Source organism: Mesorhizobium argentiipisi (SeqCode), from assembly GCF_037179585.1.
GTDB lineage: Bacteria > Pseudomonadota > Alphaproteobacteria > Rhizobiales > Rhizobiaceae > Mesorhizobium > Mesorhizobium argentiipisi.
The window spans coordinates 166,947-184,197 of record NZ_JAPYKO010000002.1 but is presented as its reverse complement, the minus strand read 5'-3'; the positions used below and the strand labels follow the sequence as shown (position 1 = coordinate 184,197).

The 17,251-nt window shown below is 63.9% G+C and carries 12 protein-coding genes; 5 read left to right on the top strand and 7 right to left on the bottom strand.

All coding sequences use genetic code 11. The annotated features are described in order from the left end of the window. Positions 1–4: 4 nt before the first annotated feature. A complete protein-coding gene (bmt, locus tag O7A05_RS03800; RefSeq protein ID WP_337091619.1) occupies positions 5–1,027 on the bottom strand; it encodes a betaine--homocysteine S-methyltransferase in 1,023 nt (340 codons plus the stop codon). A gap of 106 nt (positions 1,028–1,133) precedes the next feature. Continuing rightward, positions 1,134–1,991, bottom strand: a complete 858-nt coding sequence (locus tag O7A05_RS03795; RefSeq protein ID WP_224511095.1) for a helix-turn-helix domain-containing protein — start codon at positions 1,989–1,991, stop codon at positions 1,134–1,136. Positions 1,992–2,219: 228 nt separating this feature from the next. Between O7A05_RS03795 and O7A05_RS03790 the strand changes: the two genes are divergently transcribed. Both O7A05_RS03790 and O7A05_RS03785 read left to right on the top strand, forming a co-directional pair. Then, entirely contained in the window at positions 2,220–3,242 is a 1,023-nt protein-coding gene (locus tag O7A05_RS03790) for a fatty acid desaturase (protein ID WP_415926951.1), read from the top strand. Positions 3,243–3,318: 76 nt separating this feature from the next. Beyond that, entirely contained in the window at positions 3,319–4,158 is an 840-nt protein-coding gene (locus O7A05_RS03785) for a phosphate/phosphite/phosphonate ABC transporter substrate-binding protein (RefSeq protein ID WP_337091618.1), read from the top strand. Here O7A05_RS03785 and O7A05_RS03780 read toward each other — a convergent pair. The 5 genes from O7A05_RS03780 to O7A05_RS03760 form a co-directional block, all read right to left on the bottom strand. After that, the gene (locus O7A05_RS03780) at positions 4,126–5,466 is read right to left on the bottom strand and encodes a M24 family metallopeptidase (protein WP_337091617.1); all 1,341 of its coding nucleotides are present in this window, start codon (positions 5,464–5,466) and stop codon (positions 4,126–4,128) included. The two genes, O7A05_RS03785 and O7A05_RS03780, sit on opposite strands and share 33 nt — an antisense overlap. A gap of 15 nt (positions 5,467–5,481) precedes the next feature. Then, on the bottom strand, positions 5,482–6,819 hold the full coding sequence (locus O7A05_RS03775) for an ArnT family glycosyltransferase (protein WP_337091971.1): 1,338 nt from the start codon (positions 6,817–6,819) through the stop codon (positions 5,482–5,484). Between the two features lie 257 nt (positions 6,820–7,076). Further along, entirely contained in the window at positions 7,077–9,659 is a 2,583-nt protein-coding gene (locus O7A05_RS03770) for a GcvT family protein (RefSeq protein WP_337091616.1), read from the bottom strand. A gap of 15 nt (positions 9,660–9,674) precedes the next feature. Further along, entirely contained in the window at positions 9,675–10,154 is a 480-nt protein-coding gene (locus O7A05_RS03765) for an endonuclease domain-containing protein (RefSeq protein ID WP_415926950.1), read from the bottom strand. A gap of 138 nt (positions 10,155–10,292) precedes the next feature. Then, positions 10,293–11,870, bottom strand: coding sequence for a trimethylamine methyltransferase family protein (locus tag O7A05_RS03760; RefSeq protein WP_337091615.1), 1,578 nt, complete (start codon positions 11,868–11,870; stop codon positions 10,293–10,295). Between the two features lie 312 nt (positions 11,871–12,182). On the opposite strand from O7A05_RS03760, the gene O7A05_RS03755 reads away from it, so the two are divergent. The 3 genes from O7A05_RS03755 to O7A05_RS03745 all read left to right on the top strand — a co-directional run bounded on the left by O7A05_RS03755 (position 12,183) and on the right by O7A05_RS03745 (position 17,069). Beyond that, complete coding sequence (locus tag O7A05_RS03755; RefSeq protein ID WP_337091613.1) at positions 12,183–13,343, top strand: MFS transporter; 1,161 nt, start codon at positions 12,183–12,185, stop codon at positions 13,341–13,343. Positions 13,344–13,413: 70 nt separating this feature from the next. Continuing rightward, positions 13,414–15,483: a prolyl oligopeptidase family serine peptidase gene (locus O7A05_RS03750; protein ID WP_337091612.1), complete on the top strand. Its 2,070-nt coding sequence runs from the start codon at positions 13,414–13,416 to the stop codon at positions 15,481–15,483. 206 nt (positions 15,484–15,689) lie between these two features. Then, positions 15,690–17,069 carry an aspartate aminotransferase family protein gene (locus tag O7A05_RS03745; protein WP_337091611.1) on the top strand — a complete coding sequence of 460 codons (1,380 nt, stop codon included), beginning with the start codon at positions 15,690–15,692 and terminating at the stop codon, positions 17,067–17,069. Positions 17,070–17,251 lie beyond the last annotated feature (182 nt).

Here is a 17,251-nt window from a genome sequence, read left to right as displayed (position 1 = left end):
CCTGTCAGGCGCGGCTGCGCCTGCGTTCGCGGCGGCCTTCGCTGGTTTCGGCAATGTTTGCCGTCGCCACCTTGTTGCGCATCGGGCCGATGCGCTCGACGATCGTCTCCACGGTCGGGCGCTCAGCCTTGGTGTGGGCGTCGAGCGCCTTGCGCATGGCGGCAAGGTGGGCAAACGACGTGCCGCAGCAGCCGCCGACGATCTTCGCGCCGGCATCGACCGCCAGCCGCACATAATCGGACATCAGCTCGGGCGTGCCGGAATAGTGGATCTCGGTGCCGCGGAATTCCGGAATGCCGCAATTGCCCTTGACGATCACGGTCGCCTCCGGCTTCGCCTCGGTCATGTCGAGCAGCGAGGCGAGTATATCGGAAGCGCCAACGCCACAATTGGCGCCCACGCCGAGCGGGGCCTGCGACAGTCCGTCGGCGACGGCGTGGATGTCCTTCGGCAGCAGCCCCATCATGGTGCGGCCGGCGGTGTCGAACGATCCGGTATAGGTATAGGGGAGACCGACGAGGATGGCGGCCTCGGCAGCGGCGCGAATCTCGTCGGGCGCCGACATCGTCTCGATCCAGGCAACTTCGGCGCCGCCCGCTTTCAAGCCCTCGATCTGCTCGGCAAAGGCATCGACGGCGTCGTCATAGGTCAGGGCGCCGAGCGGCACCAGCAGCTCGCCGGTCGGGCCGACGGAGCCGGCGACGATCACCTTGCGGCCGGCCTTGTCCGCGACCGAACGGGCGATCTCGGCGGCGCGCTTGTTCAGCTCGTGCACGCGGTCCTGCGCGTGATGCAGCTTGAGCCGGTGGCGGGTGCCGCCGAAGGAGTTGGTGAGAATGATATCGGCGCCGGCATCGACGAAGTTCTGATGCAGGCTGGCAATGGTCTCGGGCGCCGTCTCGTTGAGCAGCTCGGGCGCCTCGCCGGCCGGCAGGCCCATCGCGAACAGATTGGTGCCGGTGGCGCCGTCGGCCAGAAGCACGCCCTTTTCGGCCAGCAATGCGTGGAGGGGGTTGGTCGCGGTCATGGCCATAGCTTTCGTATTTGGAATTCAAATAACGATATAAAGAAGTCTTTATGTCTAGTCAACGCCGACACGATGCGCGACGACACCATGATATCGATGCAGGTGATCAGACCGAGCCTGACGGGAAGGACATTGCGGCCAGCTTCTGCGCGAAGCTTGCCGCCTCATGCGCGTTGATGTCGGCGGCGCGGATCAGATTGTCGAAATGGCTGGTGAGCGTGCGGATCGGCTGGGTGGCATTCAACACCAGATACATGTCGCCGACGTAGATCGCAGCGCGGTAGGGGCCGAAGATGGTGTAGGGGATCGAATAACGCATGCGGCCATCGTAAAGGAACAGCCGGAAAGTGGGGTAAAGGTCGTCGAGCAGGGCTGACATGTGCAGCAATTGCTTGCGCCTTTCGGCTTCCGGGAAACGGTCCCAGACGCCCAGGCCGCGCGCGAAAATCTCCAGCGTGTGGCGTGGCATGCACACCTCCATGTCGGTCTCCGGCCGCCTTGTATAGTCGATGCGGTATTGCGTTTCGCCGGCCTGCGCCTCGCGGCTCTTGTTGGTGATGCCGGCTTCGTATTCGACCAGTGCCTCGGTGCGCAGAAGGTCAGGGATGCCCGCCGGCACGTAGCGGATTTTGGTGCCTGCCGCCTCGGCATGCCACTTGGCGAGCAAGGTGCGGTCGAAACCGTCCGGCGCTTCCTCGATCTCGAGGCTCTCTCTAATTTCGCCGGTGACGCCCTCGTCGTGGGAGAGGCCCAGCAGCCAGTCGAGCGACACCTTGAACTCGGCCGCGATGTTGAGAAGCGTCTCGGCGCGCGGCAGGCGGGTCGAGGCGCCGGAAAGCAGTTGCGACAGCGCCGAGCGGTCGATGCCGACGGCGGTCGCGAAGGCCGACTGGTTCAAATCGGAGCGTGTCAAGAGCAATTTCAGCCGCTCCCTGAACAGGGTCGAAAGATCGCGCTTGTCCATAACGCTGCTCCTGCTTCGGAGAGGAAAAATTTGCGCCAGAGCCGGTTTGAACGTGGCTCAGGCGGAAATGAATCCCCGTGTTTGTTTACAATGTATAACATATGCGGCTGAAAATGCGCATTCGCAACAGTTTGTGCTCTTTGTCGCGTTGATGTAACGGCAGGCTCCTGACACAATGTTGTCAGGAATCGAATTGGTTCCGGCGACTGGAGGGCAGTGGTCGATAGCATGGCAAGCATGAATACCGGCATCAGCAAGAGACGCAGCAGTGCACCGGCAATCGAATGGCCGACGGTATTCCTCGCACTCGTCTGCTACGGCGCATGGTTCGCAATCGGCTTGTTGCTCTGGCCATCCTATCCCTTGATCGGTTTGATCGCGCTGGCGCTGATCCTGGCGCTCCAATCGTCGCTGATGCACGAGGTGCTGCATGGCCACCCGACCCGCAGCGCCAGGATCAATGAAGCCTTTGTCTTCCTGCCGATCGGGCTTGTCTGGCCGTTCCGGCGTTTCAAGACCATCCACCTGCGCCACCATGCCGACGAGCGGCTGACCGACCCGCTGGACGATCCCGAGAGTTATTACCAGGCGCTCTGGATGCATGAGGAACTGCCCCAGGCGATGAAGTTCCTGCTCAAGATCAACAACACCATGGTCGGCCGCCTCATCCTCGGGCCGTGGCTGTCGTCGGTCGGCTTCTTCATCGACGACGCCAAGCAGATCGCCGCCGGCGACAAGGCGATCCGCAAGGCTTGGCTGCTGCATGCCATCGGCATTGCCGTCGTGGCGCCGATCGTCACCTTCGGCTTCGGCATCCCGCTCTGGCTCTATGTGCTGGTGCCGGTCTGGCTCGGACAGTCGCTGATTTCGGTGCGCACCTATGCCGAGCATCAGTGGTCCGAGCATCCGGAAGGGCGCACCATCATCGTCGAACGCTCGCCGTTGTCGTTCCTGTTCCTGAACAACAACCTGCATTTCGTGCATCACAAGAGCCCGACGGTTGCCTGGTACAGTTTGCCCAAACTGTTTCGCGACCGGCGCGAAGAATGGCTGCAGATGAACAACGGCTATGTCTATCCGAACTATCTGGCGCTGATCAAATCCTATGCCTTCAAGGCCAAGGAGCCGGTCATCCATCCGATGCTGCGTCGCGCGCCGGAGCCGGGCCGCGCCTTCAAGCCGCGCGTCAGGGCGCGCAATGTCAGCGGGCTTGGCACGGCGCCGGTTCCGGCCGAGCCGCCGAAAGAGTAATTTCGACTTTCCGCGTCCGCTTTTTCGCGGCGGAACACAGGCGCCGAAGGTCGGCTGTCTTTGAAAGCTGTTTGACATGAGCAAGTTCGTTGCGGCCCTGCCGATGTATGACTGGCCCGAGGCGCGTGGCGAAGTCGACGCACGATGGGCACGGCTGCGCGATGCTTTCCGGCAAGGGGGCATCGAGGCGCCGGAAACGATTGTGCGCAGCAATGGCGATCTGCTGCCAGTGCCTGGCGGCATCCTGGATAAGGCCGGCAAGCTGATCGCGCCCGACCCAGCGACGCTGCCGGCGTATGAGCTTGATTTTCACCAGCTCTGGCTCAGTCCGGCGCTGCTCTTCGGGCAAACCTGTTGGGGGCCGATGGAACTCGGCCTAGCCGAGCATGTGCAAGTGGTCGCCCAGCCAAGCTATGATGCCTTCGAAGGAGGCAAGGGAGAGTTCTATTCCAGCGCGCTGGTGATGCTAGCAGACGGCAAGGCATCGGTGCCTGCGCCTGCGGATGGCAGGGCGGTCATTCCGCTCGATCTCATGCGCGGCAGACGCTTCACCTTCAACAATCCGGATTCGATGTCTGGGCTGATCGCGTTGACGCGCGATCTGGTGGGGTTGGGAGAGAGCCTCGATATTTTCGGCTCGCGCAGCGAAAGCGGCGGCCACCGGTCGTCGATCATCGCCATCGCCGAGGGCAGGGCGGATATCGCCGCAATCGACTGCGCAAGCTGGGCGCTGGCGCAGCGTTTCGAGCCGGCTGCGAAAGGCGTGAAGGTCGTCGGCTGGACGGCGCGGCGCAAAGGCCTGCCCTATATCACCGCCAGAACGACGCCGGAAAAAACCATTGCCGTGATGCGCGACGCTATCGCGGCCGTCGAAAGCGGCGCGTCAGAGCAGTCGCTCGTCCAGCGGGTAGGCTGAAAGCTTCTCGTTTCCGGTTTCGGTGATCAGGATTTGCTCCTCGATCTTGACGCCTTCGTGCCCGCCAAGCCTGCCGATATAGCTTTCGACGCAGAGCACCATGCCTGGTTCGAGCACGCCGTCGGGTGTGTCGTCGGTCCAATCGCCGGCATGCGGCAGCGTCGGATATTCATCCGCCAGGCCGACGCCATGGTAGAGCACGCCGTAGCGCGTGGGATAGCAATCGTCCGGCGGCACCGCCGAGCGCTCGACAAGATCGCGGAAGGAGACGCCCGGCCGCATCAGATCGGTGTTATGGGCGATCTGATCGGCGGCGATGCGGAAGAGGTCGCGCTGTTCGTTCGACGGCTCAATGTCGCCGCAAAGCCATGTGCGCGAGAGATCGGCGCAGAAACCATAAGGGCCGATCAGGTCCGTATCGAAGGCGACGAGGTCGCCACCCTCGATGACGCGCGAGGAGCATTCCTGGAACCAGGGATTGGTGCGCGGGCCGGACGACAGAAGCCGCGTTTCGATCCATTCGCCGCCGCGCGCGATGTTGCCGCGATGCAGTTCCGCCCAGAGCTCGTTTTCGGAGATGCCGGGCTTGAGCACCGCTTCCATTTCGCCCATCGCTGCCTCGCAGGCGACGATGGCGCGGCGCATGGCGAGGATTTCGTCCGGCGATTTGATGAGGCGCGCATTCTCCATCACCGCCTCGCCATTGCCGACGGATATGCCGCGGCGGGCGAGCTCCTCGACACCTTCGGGATCGATGTGGTCGACGGCGACGCGGCGATTGCCGCCGCCGTGCTCGGCTACGAGCTCGGCGATGCCGGCGCCCCAGCGCCGGACCTTCTGCTCGGTGAGCTCGCCGCTATAGAGATATATCCACGACACGGCCGGGCGCACCTCGTCGACGACACCCGAATGGTCGGACAGATGCTCGCAGGAGAAGTAATCGAAGAGCAACACGGGGCCTTCGGTGGCGACGAAACAGTGGCGTGTCGGGTTGTGCGCGACCCAGAGCTGCATGTTGGTCGAGTCCGTCGCATAACGGATGTTGACAGGGTCATAGAGCAGGGCGCCGGCATAGTCGCGGCGCTTCAGCTCGGCGCGAATGCGCTCCAGCCGGTATCTGCGCATGGCGGGCAGGTCGGGCGCGGCGATGCCTGCCGCCGCCCATTCCGCTTCGGCTGTCGCGCCATAGCCCAGCACATGCTGGCTGAGCGAGGCCGCTTTCTCGCGGGAGGCCTCGCGCAACGCTTCGACGGAGCCGGGTTCGAAGGGCATGATCTTGCGATGGCGGCCAAAGCCTAGCTTGTCCATTCGTCCTCCCTGAACCTACTGCGCGGTCTTCTTGAGCAGTTTAGTAATCGTGACCTTGCGCGACGGGAAGCCGAGTGCCTGCGGCACTTCAATCGTGCGGTGGACAGTGTCCATTGTGTAGCCGGCCTTCGCCATCTCTTCGAAGACATCCGAGGACGATTCCCTGTCGTTGGTCAGGACAAGCACAGCCGGCTCGCGAATCGACCGGGCGAAGTCCGGTATCTCGTCGTCGAGCACGATCAGATCGGCATCGACCAGGCGCAGAATGCCGACCCAGAACCAACTCGAGACCACGGTCTTGACCGGTCCATCGGCGTTGATCTGGTCATAAAGCGACCGGTAGTCCATCCGCACGATGCTGCCGCGGCTGTCGCCGCCATTCACGTGCATGTACCAGCTTACGGGCAGCACAAGAATGGCGAGGGTCGCGCCGACGAAGACGATGGTACCTTGCGTTTTTCCGCCTCTCTGCCCGATGGCATCGAAGCGCATGGCCAGGGCTGCGGGCAGCGGTACGAACACGGGCAGGACCCACCGATCGCGAAACTGGGTGATGCCGCCCGCCACAACCACCACCAGCGTGATGAGCAACGCCAAGGCGATCGTGCGCCACAGCAGCTTCTCGGGCCACCGCACCGGCTGCGGCGTTGTTGCGGTTTTCCATGCCGCCAGGAAAAAGGCGACGGCAATGATAATAGCCGGCAGGCCCGCGAAATTGAGCATCGCGTTGCCCAGCCCCCGCAGAGCGAGCACTGTGGTCTCCACCAGCCCATCGCCGTTGCCAGCGCCGAAGCCACCGCTATGCGCCAGGAAGTCATCCGGGTGCGTGATGTTCCAGTGAAGCGTCGGCAGGCAGGCAACGACCGCCACCGCCACGCTGATTGCGAAACGTCGGTCGAAGATCGCCTTACGCGTTTCGTGAAGCGAGAGAGATGCCAGGAACAGGGCGGCAAGGAAGATGACGATGTTGTATTTCGACAGCATCGCGGCCGCCGTCGCCAGGCCGAAAAACGCATAAGCGACGGCCGAGCGCCGCTTCTCCACCTCGACCAGCGCCAGAAGCAGCAGCGAGGTGAAACAGAATATGGCGACCGAGTGGGTGAGGGCGTGCTGCATCTCCCAGAAGATCTGGGGAAACAGCAGCAATCCGAACATGCCGGCGGCACCGGCGCGGTTCGAGTAGCCGAGGCGGCGTATGGCGGTGAAATAAGCAGCCAGCCCCGCGGCCAACAAACCGTATTTGACGATCTTGAGGGCAAGGACGCTGGTTCCGACCACCGAGGCCGCAAGCATCGCCAGCCAGGTGTATAGAGGCGGCTGCGAGCTGCCGTAGCCGGCGGCAAGGAAGCGCATTTCCATCAGCTGCTCGGAATCGTCGACGCCGACGCCCGTGCCCGCAATGTGAGACAACAGCGCCATCACTGCGATCTGGGTCAGGCAATAGATGAGGACCGACGCGATCGCGGCGCTGAATGGACCGACCCGTCCATTGCAGAGCCAATCGGTCCATTTCTCTAGCTGCTGCAAGGGTGGTCTTCTCATGCTGATGCGCCGGTAGCGGGGCATCGACCATGCCACAGCAACCGGCGCGATCCAACAAATCCGGGTGGTCAGGTCCGCATCTTCTCGCCGCTCGGGTCGAAGGGCGGCTCGACATTGATGCGGGCCGGGCGGCGGTGGCCGAGAATCTCGATCTCGAACAGGCCGGCGCTTTCGTCCTCGGCAAGGGCGGCTGGCACATAGCCCTGCGCCATCGACTTTTGCACGTAATGCGCATAGCCGCCTGAGGTCACCCAGCCGACGACGCGCCATTCGCCATCGACGATGCCGCGCACTGCGGAAGCGCCTTCGGCGGCTTTCGATCCGCGCACTTCCTTGCCGCTCTCGTCGAAGCGCGGCGCGCCATAGCCATGCGGCTTCTCGACCGTGCCGTAGTCCTTGCTGACCTTGGCCCAGATCGGCTCGTCGCCCATAACGTCGGCATCGGCAGCGTCGACGATGAAGGAGACGCGGCGCAGCTTCGGCCCTTCGGCCTGTTCCTTGGCTGACGCCTCGCGGCCGATGAAGTCGTTCTTCTCCAGCTTGATGAAGCGATCCATCGAGCCTTCGAACGGTCCGTAGATGGGCCGCAACTCGCGGAACCAGGTCGGGAAGTTCTTCTCCAGGCGCATGGAGAGCAGCGCGCGCATGCCGAAATCGACAATGCCGAATTCCGCGCCGGCTTCCTTGATCGCCTTATAGACGAGGCGCTGATAGGCCGGCGCCATCCAGATCTCGTAGCCGAGGTCGCCGGTATAGGTGATGCGGTTAACCATGCAGGGCGCGCCGCCGACCGCCATCTCACGGAAATCCATGAAGCGGAAGGCCTGGGTCGAGACGTCGACATCGACGAGCTTCTCGAGCAGGTCGCGCGATTTCGGCCCGGCGATCGACAGGCCGACCAGCGTCTGGTCGAAGCGGTGGATGCGCACCGACCCATCCTTCGGCAGGTGCTTCTCGAACCAGCGCATATGGTACTTCTGCGCGGCCGACGAGCCCCAGATCATGAAGCGGTCTTCTCCATTCCTTGGGCCGGCCTTGGCGATGGTGAAGTCGCCGATCAGCTTGCCGAACTCGTTGACCATCGGGGTCAGCACGATGCGGCCGGTCTTCGGCATGCGGTTGGTCATCAGCCGGTTGAGGAAATCCTCCGCGCCCGGACCGGACACCTCGTATTTAGCGAAGTTGGCGATCTCGGTGACGCCGACCTTCTCGCGCGTGGCGCGCACTTCCTCGCCGATCGGGCCGAAATCGTTGGAGCGATGGAAGGAGACGATGTCCTTCGGCTCCGTGCCCTTCGGTGCGAACCAGAGCGGCGTCTCGAGGCCCCACGAATCGCCCATGACGGCGTTGTTGGCGAGCATGATGTCGTAGAGTGGCGTCGTCTGCGCCGGACGGGCGGCGGGCAGTTCTTCGTTCGGGAAGCGGATCGAGAAGCGGCGCGAATAGTTTTCGCGCACCTTGGCGTTGGTGTAGCGCAGCGTCGCCCATTCGCCGAAGCGGGCGACGTCCATGCCCCAGACGTCGAAGCCCGGATCGCCATGCACCATCCAGTTGGAGAGCGCGAGGCCAACACCGCCGCCCTGGCTGAAGCCGGCCATGACGGCGCAGGCGCACCAGAAATTGGTCAGGCCCTGCACCGGGCCGACCAGCGGGTTGCCGTCGAGCGCGAAGGTGAAGGGGCCGTTGATGATCTGCTTGATTCCGGCCTTCTCGATGCCGGGGAAATGCTTGAAGCCTATCTCCAGCGAGGGCGCGATGCGGTCGATGTCGGGCTGCAGCAACTCATGGCCGAAATCCCACGGCGTGTTGACCGGCGACCACGGCTTGCAGGCTTTCTCATAGGTGCCAAGCAGGACGCCGTTGCGCTCCTGGCGGGTGTAGATCTCGCCCTTGAAGTCGAGCACGCCGATCATCTCACGGCCGGTCGACTTGTTGAATTCCTCGACCTCCGGCATCGGTTCGGTGAGCAGGTACATATGCTCCATGGCCAGCACCGGCAGCTCGACGCCGACCATGCGGCCGATCTCGCGCGCCCACAGCCCGCCGCAATTGACGACATGCTCGGCATGGACCGTGCCCTGCTCGGTGCCGACGTTCCAAGTTCCATCCGGCTGCTGCGTCAGGTCGACGACGCGGTTGCGCAGCACGATCTCGGCGCCGAGTTTCTTGGCCGCCTTGGAATAGGCGATGGTGGTGCCCGACGGGTCGAGATGGCCTTCGACCGGATCCCACATGGCGCCGACGAAGTTCGTCTCGTCCATCAGCGGGAACATCGCCTTGGCTTCCGAAGGCGTGATCAGCTCGGTGTCCATGCCGAGATAACGGCCCTTGGCGTGTGCGAGCCGCAGGAAGTCCATGCGCTCCGGCGTGTCGGCCATCATTACGCCGCCGGTCAGATGCAGCGAGCAGGATTGACCGGAGAGTTCCTCGATCTCCTTGTAGAGCTGGACCGTATAGGCCTGCAGCTTGGCGACGTTCGGGTCGCCGTTCAGCGTATGGAAGCCGCCCGCCGCATGCCAGGACGAGCCGGAGGTAAGCTCCGAGCGCTCGATCAGCATGATGTCGGTCCAGCCGGCCTTGGCGAGGTGATAGAGCACCGAACAGCCGACGACGCCGCCGCCGATGACAACCGCTTTTACGTGGGATTTCATACAGATAGATCCGTTTTACAAAGACTGAGTTTTAAGAGCTGAATTGATTGGGCGAGGCGTGAAAACAAAGCGCAGATCGGCCACCGCGATGTTCTCGGCCAGTTTGCCATCAAGCGCGGCAAGGATTGTTTCACAGACGGAAGTGCGATGCTTCAGGACGTCATGGCTCCAGAAACGCAGGATCGAATAGCCCTGAGCGCGCATGAAGTCGTCGCGGCGGCGGTCATATGAGCTGTCGGCGTGTTGGGATCCATCGACCTCGACGACGAGCCAACGCTCGCGGTAAGCGAAGTCGGCGAAGAATGGCCCGATGGAAAACTGGCGCGTAAAGCGATAGCCGCAGAGCTTGCGTGCTTTCAGTTCAAGCCAAAGCAATGCTTCCGCTTGATTGCCGGCCTGCCGGAGATTTCGCGCCCGCTGGGTAGCGCCCTGTTTGCGGCGGCTTCGCGTTTGAGCAGCGCCTTCCCCCACTCCGTCGCTGCTTCGCAGCGCCACCTCTCCCCCCCCCGGAGGGAGAGGAAGGGCGCCGGCTGGAATCGCCTCGCGCCTTTCCTCTCCCCCGTCGATCGGGGGAGAGGTGTCGAGCGCAGCTCGACGGATTGGGGGTCGACTATTCATCCTCAACACAGATGATCAGAAATCCGTCGGCGCGCCGCCTTCGGCGCGGCGTTTTTCGACGAAATCGTTGAGTTCCTCGCGAATGGCCGGATCCATGTAAGGCTCCTCGTAGGAAGCATGGCGCTCCTTCCAGACCTTGTTGGTCCGCTCCATCGCCGTCGGCGAGCCTGCTTCGGTCCAGGTCTCGAAGTTGCGCCAGTCGGAGACGATCGGCGAATAGAAGGCGGTCTTGTAGCGCTCCTGCGTGTGCTGGGTGCCGAAGAAATGGCCGCCAGGACCGACCGATTGGATGGCGTCGAAGCCGAGCGCATCCTCGGAGAGGTCGAGCGGGGTGAGGAATTCGGCCACCATCTGCAAAAGGTCGATGTCGAGGATGGTCTTTTCGTAGGAGCAGCGCAGGCCGCCTTCCAGCCAGCCGGCGCCATGCATCATCAGATTGCCGCCGCCCTGGATGGCGCCCCACAGCGAGAACACGCTTTCATAGGCGGCCTGCGCGTCGACCGTGTTGGCGGCGCAGGTGTTGGAGGTGCGGTAGGGAATTTGATAGCGGCGGGCGAGCTGGCCGCCGACGAGCTGCGCCTTCATATATTCGGGCGTGCCGAAGGCCGGCGCGCCGGATTTCATGTCGACATTGGAGGTGAAGCCGCCATAGCCGACCGGCGCGCCTTTCTTGACCATCTGCGCGAAGGCGATGCCGGACAGCGCCTCGGCGTTCTGCTGCACCAGCGCGCCGGCGACGGTGACGGGCGCCATGGCGCCCGAGAGCGTGAACGGCGTGACGATCACGGCCTGGCCCATGCTCGCCATCTGGATGATGCCCTCCATCATCGGCACGTCGAGCTTGAGCGGCGAATTGGTGTTGATGATGGTGAAGACCGACGGTTCCTGCATCAGCTGCTCGCGGCTGATGCCGCGGGCGATGCGGGTGATCTCGATGCCGTCGACATTGCGTTCCTTGCCGAGCGAATAGATGTGGAAGACCTTGTCGGTCAGCATGGCGAGGTCGCGGATGCAGTCCAGGTGCCGGACCGATGGATGGATGTCGATCGGCTCGACCGGATAGCCGCCGGTGCAGTGCAGGATGTTGTGCATCTGCGCGAGGCGCAGGAAGTTGCGGTAGTCGGCCTGGTTGCCGGGCCTGCGGCCGCGGTCGAGGTCGGAGCAGTTCGGCGCCGAAGCCATCATCGACAGGATGACGTTGTTGCCGCCGAAACGCAGATTGTGCGCCGGGTTGCGGGCGTGCAGCGTGAATTCCGACGGGCACTGCGAGACAAGCTCAAGGATCATGTCGCTGTCGAAGCGCACGCGCTCTGAGCCTTCGCGCACATCCGCGCCATGCGCTTTCATGATGCGGCGGGCTTCGTCGTGCAGGACGTCGACGCCGATCTCCTTCAGCACCCGCAGCGAGGCGAGATGGATCGATTCCAGCTCGTCGTCGGACACCAGCTTGGTCGGCGTCAGCGGGTTCCTCAACTGCCGGAAGGCGGGCTGCTCGAAGGCGGCCGAGCCGCCGGCGCGCTTGCCCGCGCGGCCGCCACGGCGGGCGCGATCGGTTGCCAGTGCCGGTTCGGCGGGACGAAGGGCGGCGGTCATGAAAGCCTCGTGAGGATGCGAATTTGGCCGGCATAATGGACTGGCCGCAATGCAGCCGATGAGGAGGCGGCGACCACTAGGGCGAGGGAAGCGACATGACGGAAGGGCAACCGGCCGCAGGCGATCGGACCGCTCGGGCTGCCCGCCGTCATCGTCGGGCTCGACATTCTGCTGGTGGCGTTCGCCCTGTATCGTTCGCTGCAACGCAGGCCCTCCTGACAGGGACTGGCTGGAACATGCGCTTTCGCCGCCGTTGGCCCTTACGGCTGTCGCCGGTAGCGGCTAAGGCTCCGGACGATTGGAGCAGGAATGATGGCTCTGGCGAAATCAGAGGCCGGCGAGAGGGTGCAATGGGCCGCGATCACCGGCGTGATCGCGACCGTTTCGGTGTTCGCCATCGCGCAAGGGCTTTCCTACCCGCTGCTCAGCTTCATTCTGCAGCGTCAGGGCGTTTCGCCGGCGATGATCGGGCTGTCGGCGGCGATGACGCCGGTCGGCTTCATCCTGTCCTCGCCACTGATCCCGGGATTGGCGCGGCGGTTCGGGGCAGGGCGCACCGCGCTGACCTGCGCGGCGCTGTCGGCGCTGGTGCTGGCGCTGGTCGGCTGGACGCAGAATGTCTATCTGTGGTTTCCGCTGCGCTTCCTGATCGGCGTGGTGACCAACCCGCTTTATGTCCTGAGCGAAATCTGGGTGATTGCGCTGGCGCCGCCGTCGCGCCGCGGCCGCGTCATGGGCATCTATTCCACCATCATCTCGGCGGGCTTCGCGGCCGGGCCGCTCTGCCTGCTTGGCGTCGGCACCGAAGGCTGGCCGCCTTTCCTTGTCGGCATTCTTGCCTTCATCTTCTGCGGCGGCTGCCTGGCCGTGGTGGTGAAGCGGCTGCCAAAAGTCGACGAGGCCGAAAACAAGGTCTCGGTGCTGGGCTTCATACCAATGGCCTGGCTGCTGCTGTCGGCGGTGATCGTCGCTGCAGGATTCGAGCAGGCGATATTGGCGCTGCTGCCGGTCTATGGGACGCATCACGGCATTCCCGAGGCGCGCATGTCGGCGCTGCTTTCCGTGATGATCGCCGGCAACATCGCCATGCAGGTGCCGCTCGGCCTGCTCGCCGAAAGGTTGACGGCGCGCCTGGTTCGCTTCGGCTGCGTGGCGGTGACCAGCCTCGGATGCGTGCTCTTGCCGGCGCTGATCGAGACGCCGTTGATCTGGGCGTGCGTCTTTATCTGGGGCGCGGTTTCCTACGGCATCTACACGATGTCGATCATCGAGCTCGGCGAGCGCTTCAGCGGCTCGGCGCTGGTTGCCGGCAATGCCGCCTTCTCTCTGATGTGGGGTTTTGGCGGCATCATCGTGCCGCCGCTCACCGGCAGCGTCATGGATGTCATCGGCGCCGCCGGCCTGCCGGTCACGCTGGGCGCAATCTGCGCGGCGCTGGCGGCGGCGACGGTGGTGCGCCGGCGGGTTTTGTAATCGGTCCCGTTGCTCTTGAATATCGGCGCAGCGGACGCGATGTAGGCGGAGCCGCCGGATGGAGACCCGCATGACCAGCATGATGACCAAAACCCAGCCCGAATTGGCGGCTGACGATCCCTTTCTCTGGCTGGAGGATCGCAACGGCAAGGAAGCGCTGGACTGGGTTCATCGCCAGAATGCGTTGACGGTCGCCGAATTGCAGGGCGATCCTTCCTATCAGGCGGCTTTCGAGACCGCGCTCGACCTGATGACCGCGGAGGACAATATGCCGGTCGGGGCCGCACTTGCCGGCTACGTCTATAATTTCTGGCAGGACAAAACCAATGCGCTGGGGCTGTGGCGGCGCACGCCTGTCGCTTCCTACAAGACCGACAAACCGGAATGGGAGACGATCATCGATTTCGATCAGCTCTCGGCGAAGGAAGGCGTCAAATGGGTGTTCGGCGGCGCGAGCCGGCTCTATCCCGATTTCAACCGCTGCCTGCTCTACATGTCGCCCGATGGCGGCGATGCCAGCGAGATGCGCGAATTCGACATCGCGACGAGGTCCTTTGTCGACGGGGGGTTTTCCGCGCGCGCCTCCAAGTCGGGCTTTTCCTGGCTGGACCAGGATACGGTCATTGTCTCGGCGGCTTTCGAGGAAAGCGACAAGACCCAGTCCGGCTATCCGCGCGTCATCAAACTCTGGCGTCGCGGCACGAAGCTTGAGGACGCGACCCCGATCTTCGAAGGCGAGAAGCAGCATCTCGCGGTCGGCAGCAGCGTCGAATATGACGGCGACAAGCGGCATGTGCTGCTCGGCAAGACGCTCGACTTCTTCACCTCGTACAGTTTCCTGTGTCTCGCTTCGGGCGAGAACCGGCGCATTCCGCTGCCCGACGATGCCACCGACACGGCGGTCTTCAAGGGACAGCTGATCTTCGGCTTGCGCAGCCCATGGAGGGCCCCCGACGGCACGCAATGCCTGCCCGACGGGCTTTATTCCGTCGATTTCGACCGCTGGATCGAGAGCGGCACATTCGGGCCGTTCGAAACGGTGCTTGCCCCGGCGCATCGCGTCTCGATCGCCGGGCTCGCCAGGACCAAGGACCGGTTGTTCATCAACCTGATGGACAATGTGCGCGGCAAGGTCATCGCCTGCGACCGCACCGCCGATGGCTGGTCGCTGAAACGAATTGCGCTGCCCGACAACGGCAATGTCGGCATCAGCCATGTCGAGCATTTCGGCTCGAGCGTCTCCTTCTCCTTCACCGATTTCCTGACGCCGAGCTCGATCATCTGGTCGGACGACAATGGCGAGACGCTTGAAACGGTGAAGTCGCAGCCGGCCCGCTTCGACACCTCGCCTTATGTTTCGGAGCAGTTCGAGGCGCGCTCGAAGGACGGCACGATGATCCCGTATTTCGTGGTGCGGCGGCGCGACCAGAAAGGGCCGGTGCCGGCGCTGCTCTACGGCTATGGCGGCTTCGAAGTGCCGCTGCTGCCCGGCTATGCCGGCATCCGCGGCAGGCTCTGGCTGGACAAGGGCAACGCCTATGTCCAGGCCAACATCCGCGGCGGCGGCGAGTTCGGCCCGGCCTGGCATCAGGCGGCGCTCAAGAGCAAGCGCCAGAATGCCTTCGACGATTTCGCGGCGGTGGCCGAGGATGTGGTCAAGCGCGGCATCACCACGGCGGCGCAGCTCGGCATCCAGGGCGGTTCGAATGGCGGCCTGCTCACCGGCACGTCGCTGACGCAGCGGCCGGAGCTGTTCGGCGCCGTCATCATCGACGTGCCGCTGCTCGACATGCTGCGCTACACCGAATTGCCGCCCGGCGCCTCGTGGATAGCCGAATATGGCGATCCGTCGAAGCCGGAGGAGGCGTCCTGGCTCGGCGCCTATTCGCCCTATCAGCATGTCGCGGCGAATGTCGCCTATCCGCCCGTGCTCCTGATGACGTCCACCGCCGACGACCGCGTCCATCCCGGGCATGCCCGCAAGATGGCGGCGCGGCTGCAGGAGGCAGGCCATGGCCGGACGCTGTTCTTCGAGGAGACCGAAGGCGGCCATGGCGGGCGCGGCGACCGCCGGCCGCAAGCGGCGCAGACGGCGATGCGCTACATATTCCTGCAGCGGGCGCTGACCGGAACAGCTTGAATTCTAGGCATCAGGCGGCATAAGCTGCCGCCATGATCCGCTTCAGCACATCAGGCGCCTTCGGGGTCGCGGTGACGCCGTCACCGCGGACCCTTCGCGCCGAGCTGTTGCGGCTGTGCGCCCGCATCGGCTACTCGCCGCCCGCCTTCCTCTGACGAATCCGCCCCGGCCGCTGCCGGATTGATTCAAGAGGAAAGATCAAACCCATGACCTATCAGAATTATTCGCTGAAGCAGCTTCAGCAGATCGACGCCGCGCATCACCTTCATCCCTTCACCGACCACAAGGAACTGCGCGAGGCGGGATCGCGCATCATCACCCATGCCAAAGGCCCGTTCATCTACGATGCCGAGGGCACCGAAATCCTCGACGGCATGGCGGGCCTGTGGTGCGTCAATGTCGGCTATGGCCGCGACGAACTGGCCGAGGCGGCCTACGCGCAGATGAAGGAACTGCCTTACTACAACTCCTTCTTCAAATGCTCGACGCCGACGCCGGTGCTGTTGTCGAAGAAGCTGGCGGAGCTGGCGCCGACGCATGTCAGCCAGGTTTTCTACGGTTCGTCCGGGTCGGAGGCCAACGACACGGCGCTCAGGCTCGTGCGCCACTACTGGGCGCTTGAAGGCAAGCCCGAGAAGAACCGCGTCATCTCGCGCAAGTCGGCCTATCACGGCTCGACGATAGCCGGCACGTCGCTGGGCGGCATGGAGCCGATGCACAAGCAGCTCGGCGGCGCGGTGCCCAACATCGTCCATGTGATGATGCCCTATGCCTATGAGCTCGCGCTGCCTGGCGAAAGCGACCATGATTTCGGCATTCGCGCGGCAAAGGCGGTCGAGGACGCGATCCTCGAGGCCGGCGCCGACAAGGTCGCCGCCTTCATCGGCGAACCGGTGATGGGCGCCGGCGGGGTCAAGATCCCGCCGATGAGCTATTGGCCGGAAGTGGAGCGCATCTGCCGCAAATACGACGTGCTGCTGATGCTGGACGAGGTCATCACCGGCTATGGCCGCACCGGCGAATGGTTCGCTGCGCAGACGTTCGGCATCGAGCCCGATACGATTACCACCGCCAAGGCGCTGACCTCGGGCTACCAGCCGCTGTCGGCGCTGCTGGTCGGCGACCGTATCGCCAAGACGTTGGTCGAGATGGGCGGCGAGTTCTATCACGGCTACACCTATTCCGGTCATCCGGTGGCTTGCGCGGTGGCGTTGAAGAATCTCGAGATCATCGAGAAAGAAGGCCTGGTCGAGCGCGTCAAGAACGACACCGGTCCCTATTTCGCGCAGGCGCTGCAGGAGCGGATCGCCGGGCACAGGCTGGTCGGCGAGGTGCGCTCGATCGGCCTGATGGGCGCGATCGAGATCGTCAAGGACAAGGCGACCAAGGAGCGCTATCTGCCGTCGGGAAGCGCTGCCGTCGTCGTGCGCGACCATGCGGTCGCGAACGGCATGATGTTGCGGGCCACCGGCGACACGATGATTCTCTCGCCGCCGATGATCTGGACGCGCGACACGATCGACATGGCTTGCGAACGCATCGCCAAAGCACTCGACCTCGCGGATGCCGATTTGCGTAAGCGCTAAGCGGATATTCTCCGGGCGCTCCTGGCCGAGCGCCCGGTCCATTCCTGGACGGCTCGCGGAAGGCGTCTCCGAAATGCAAAAACCGCGTCCCGGGGAACGCGGCTCTGCCAGATACGCATGGCGCTTCGCTACAGGATACTTGCGAAACTTACGGGCTCCGGTACGCGAGACCTGATCCGGAG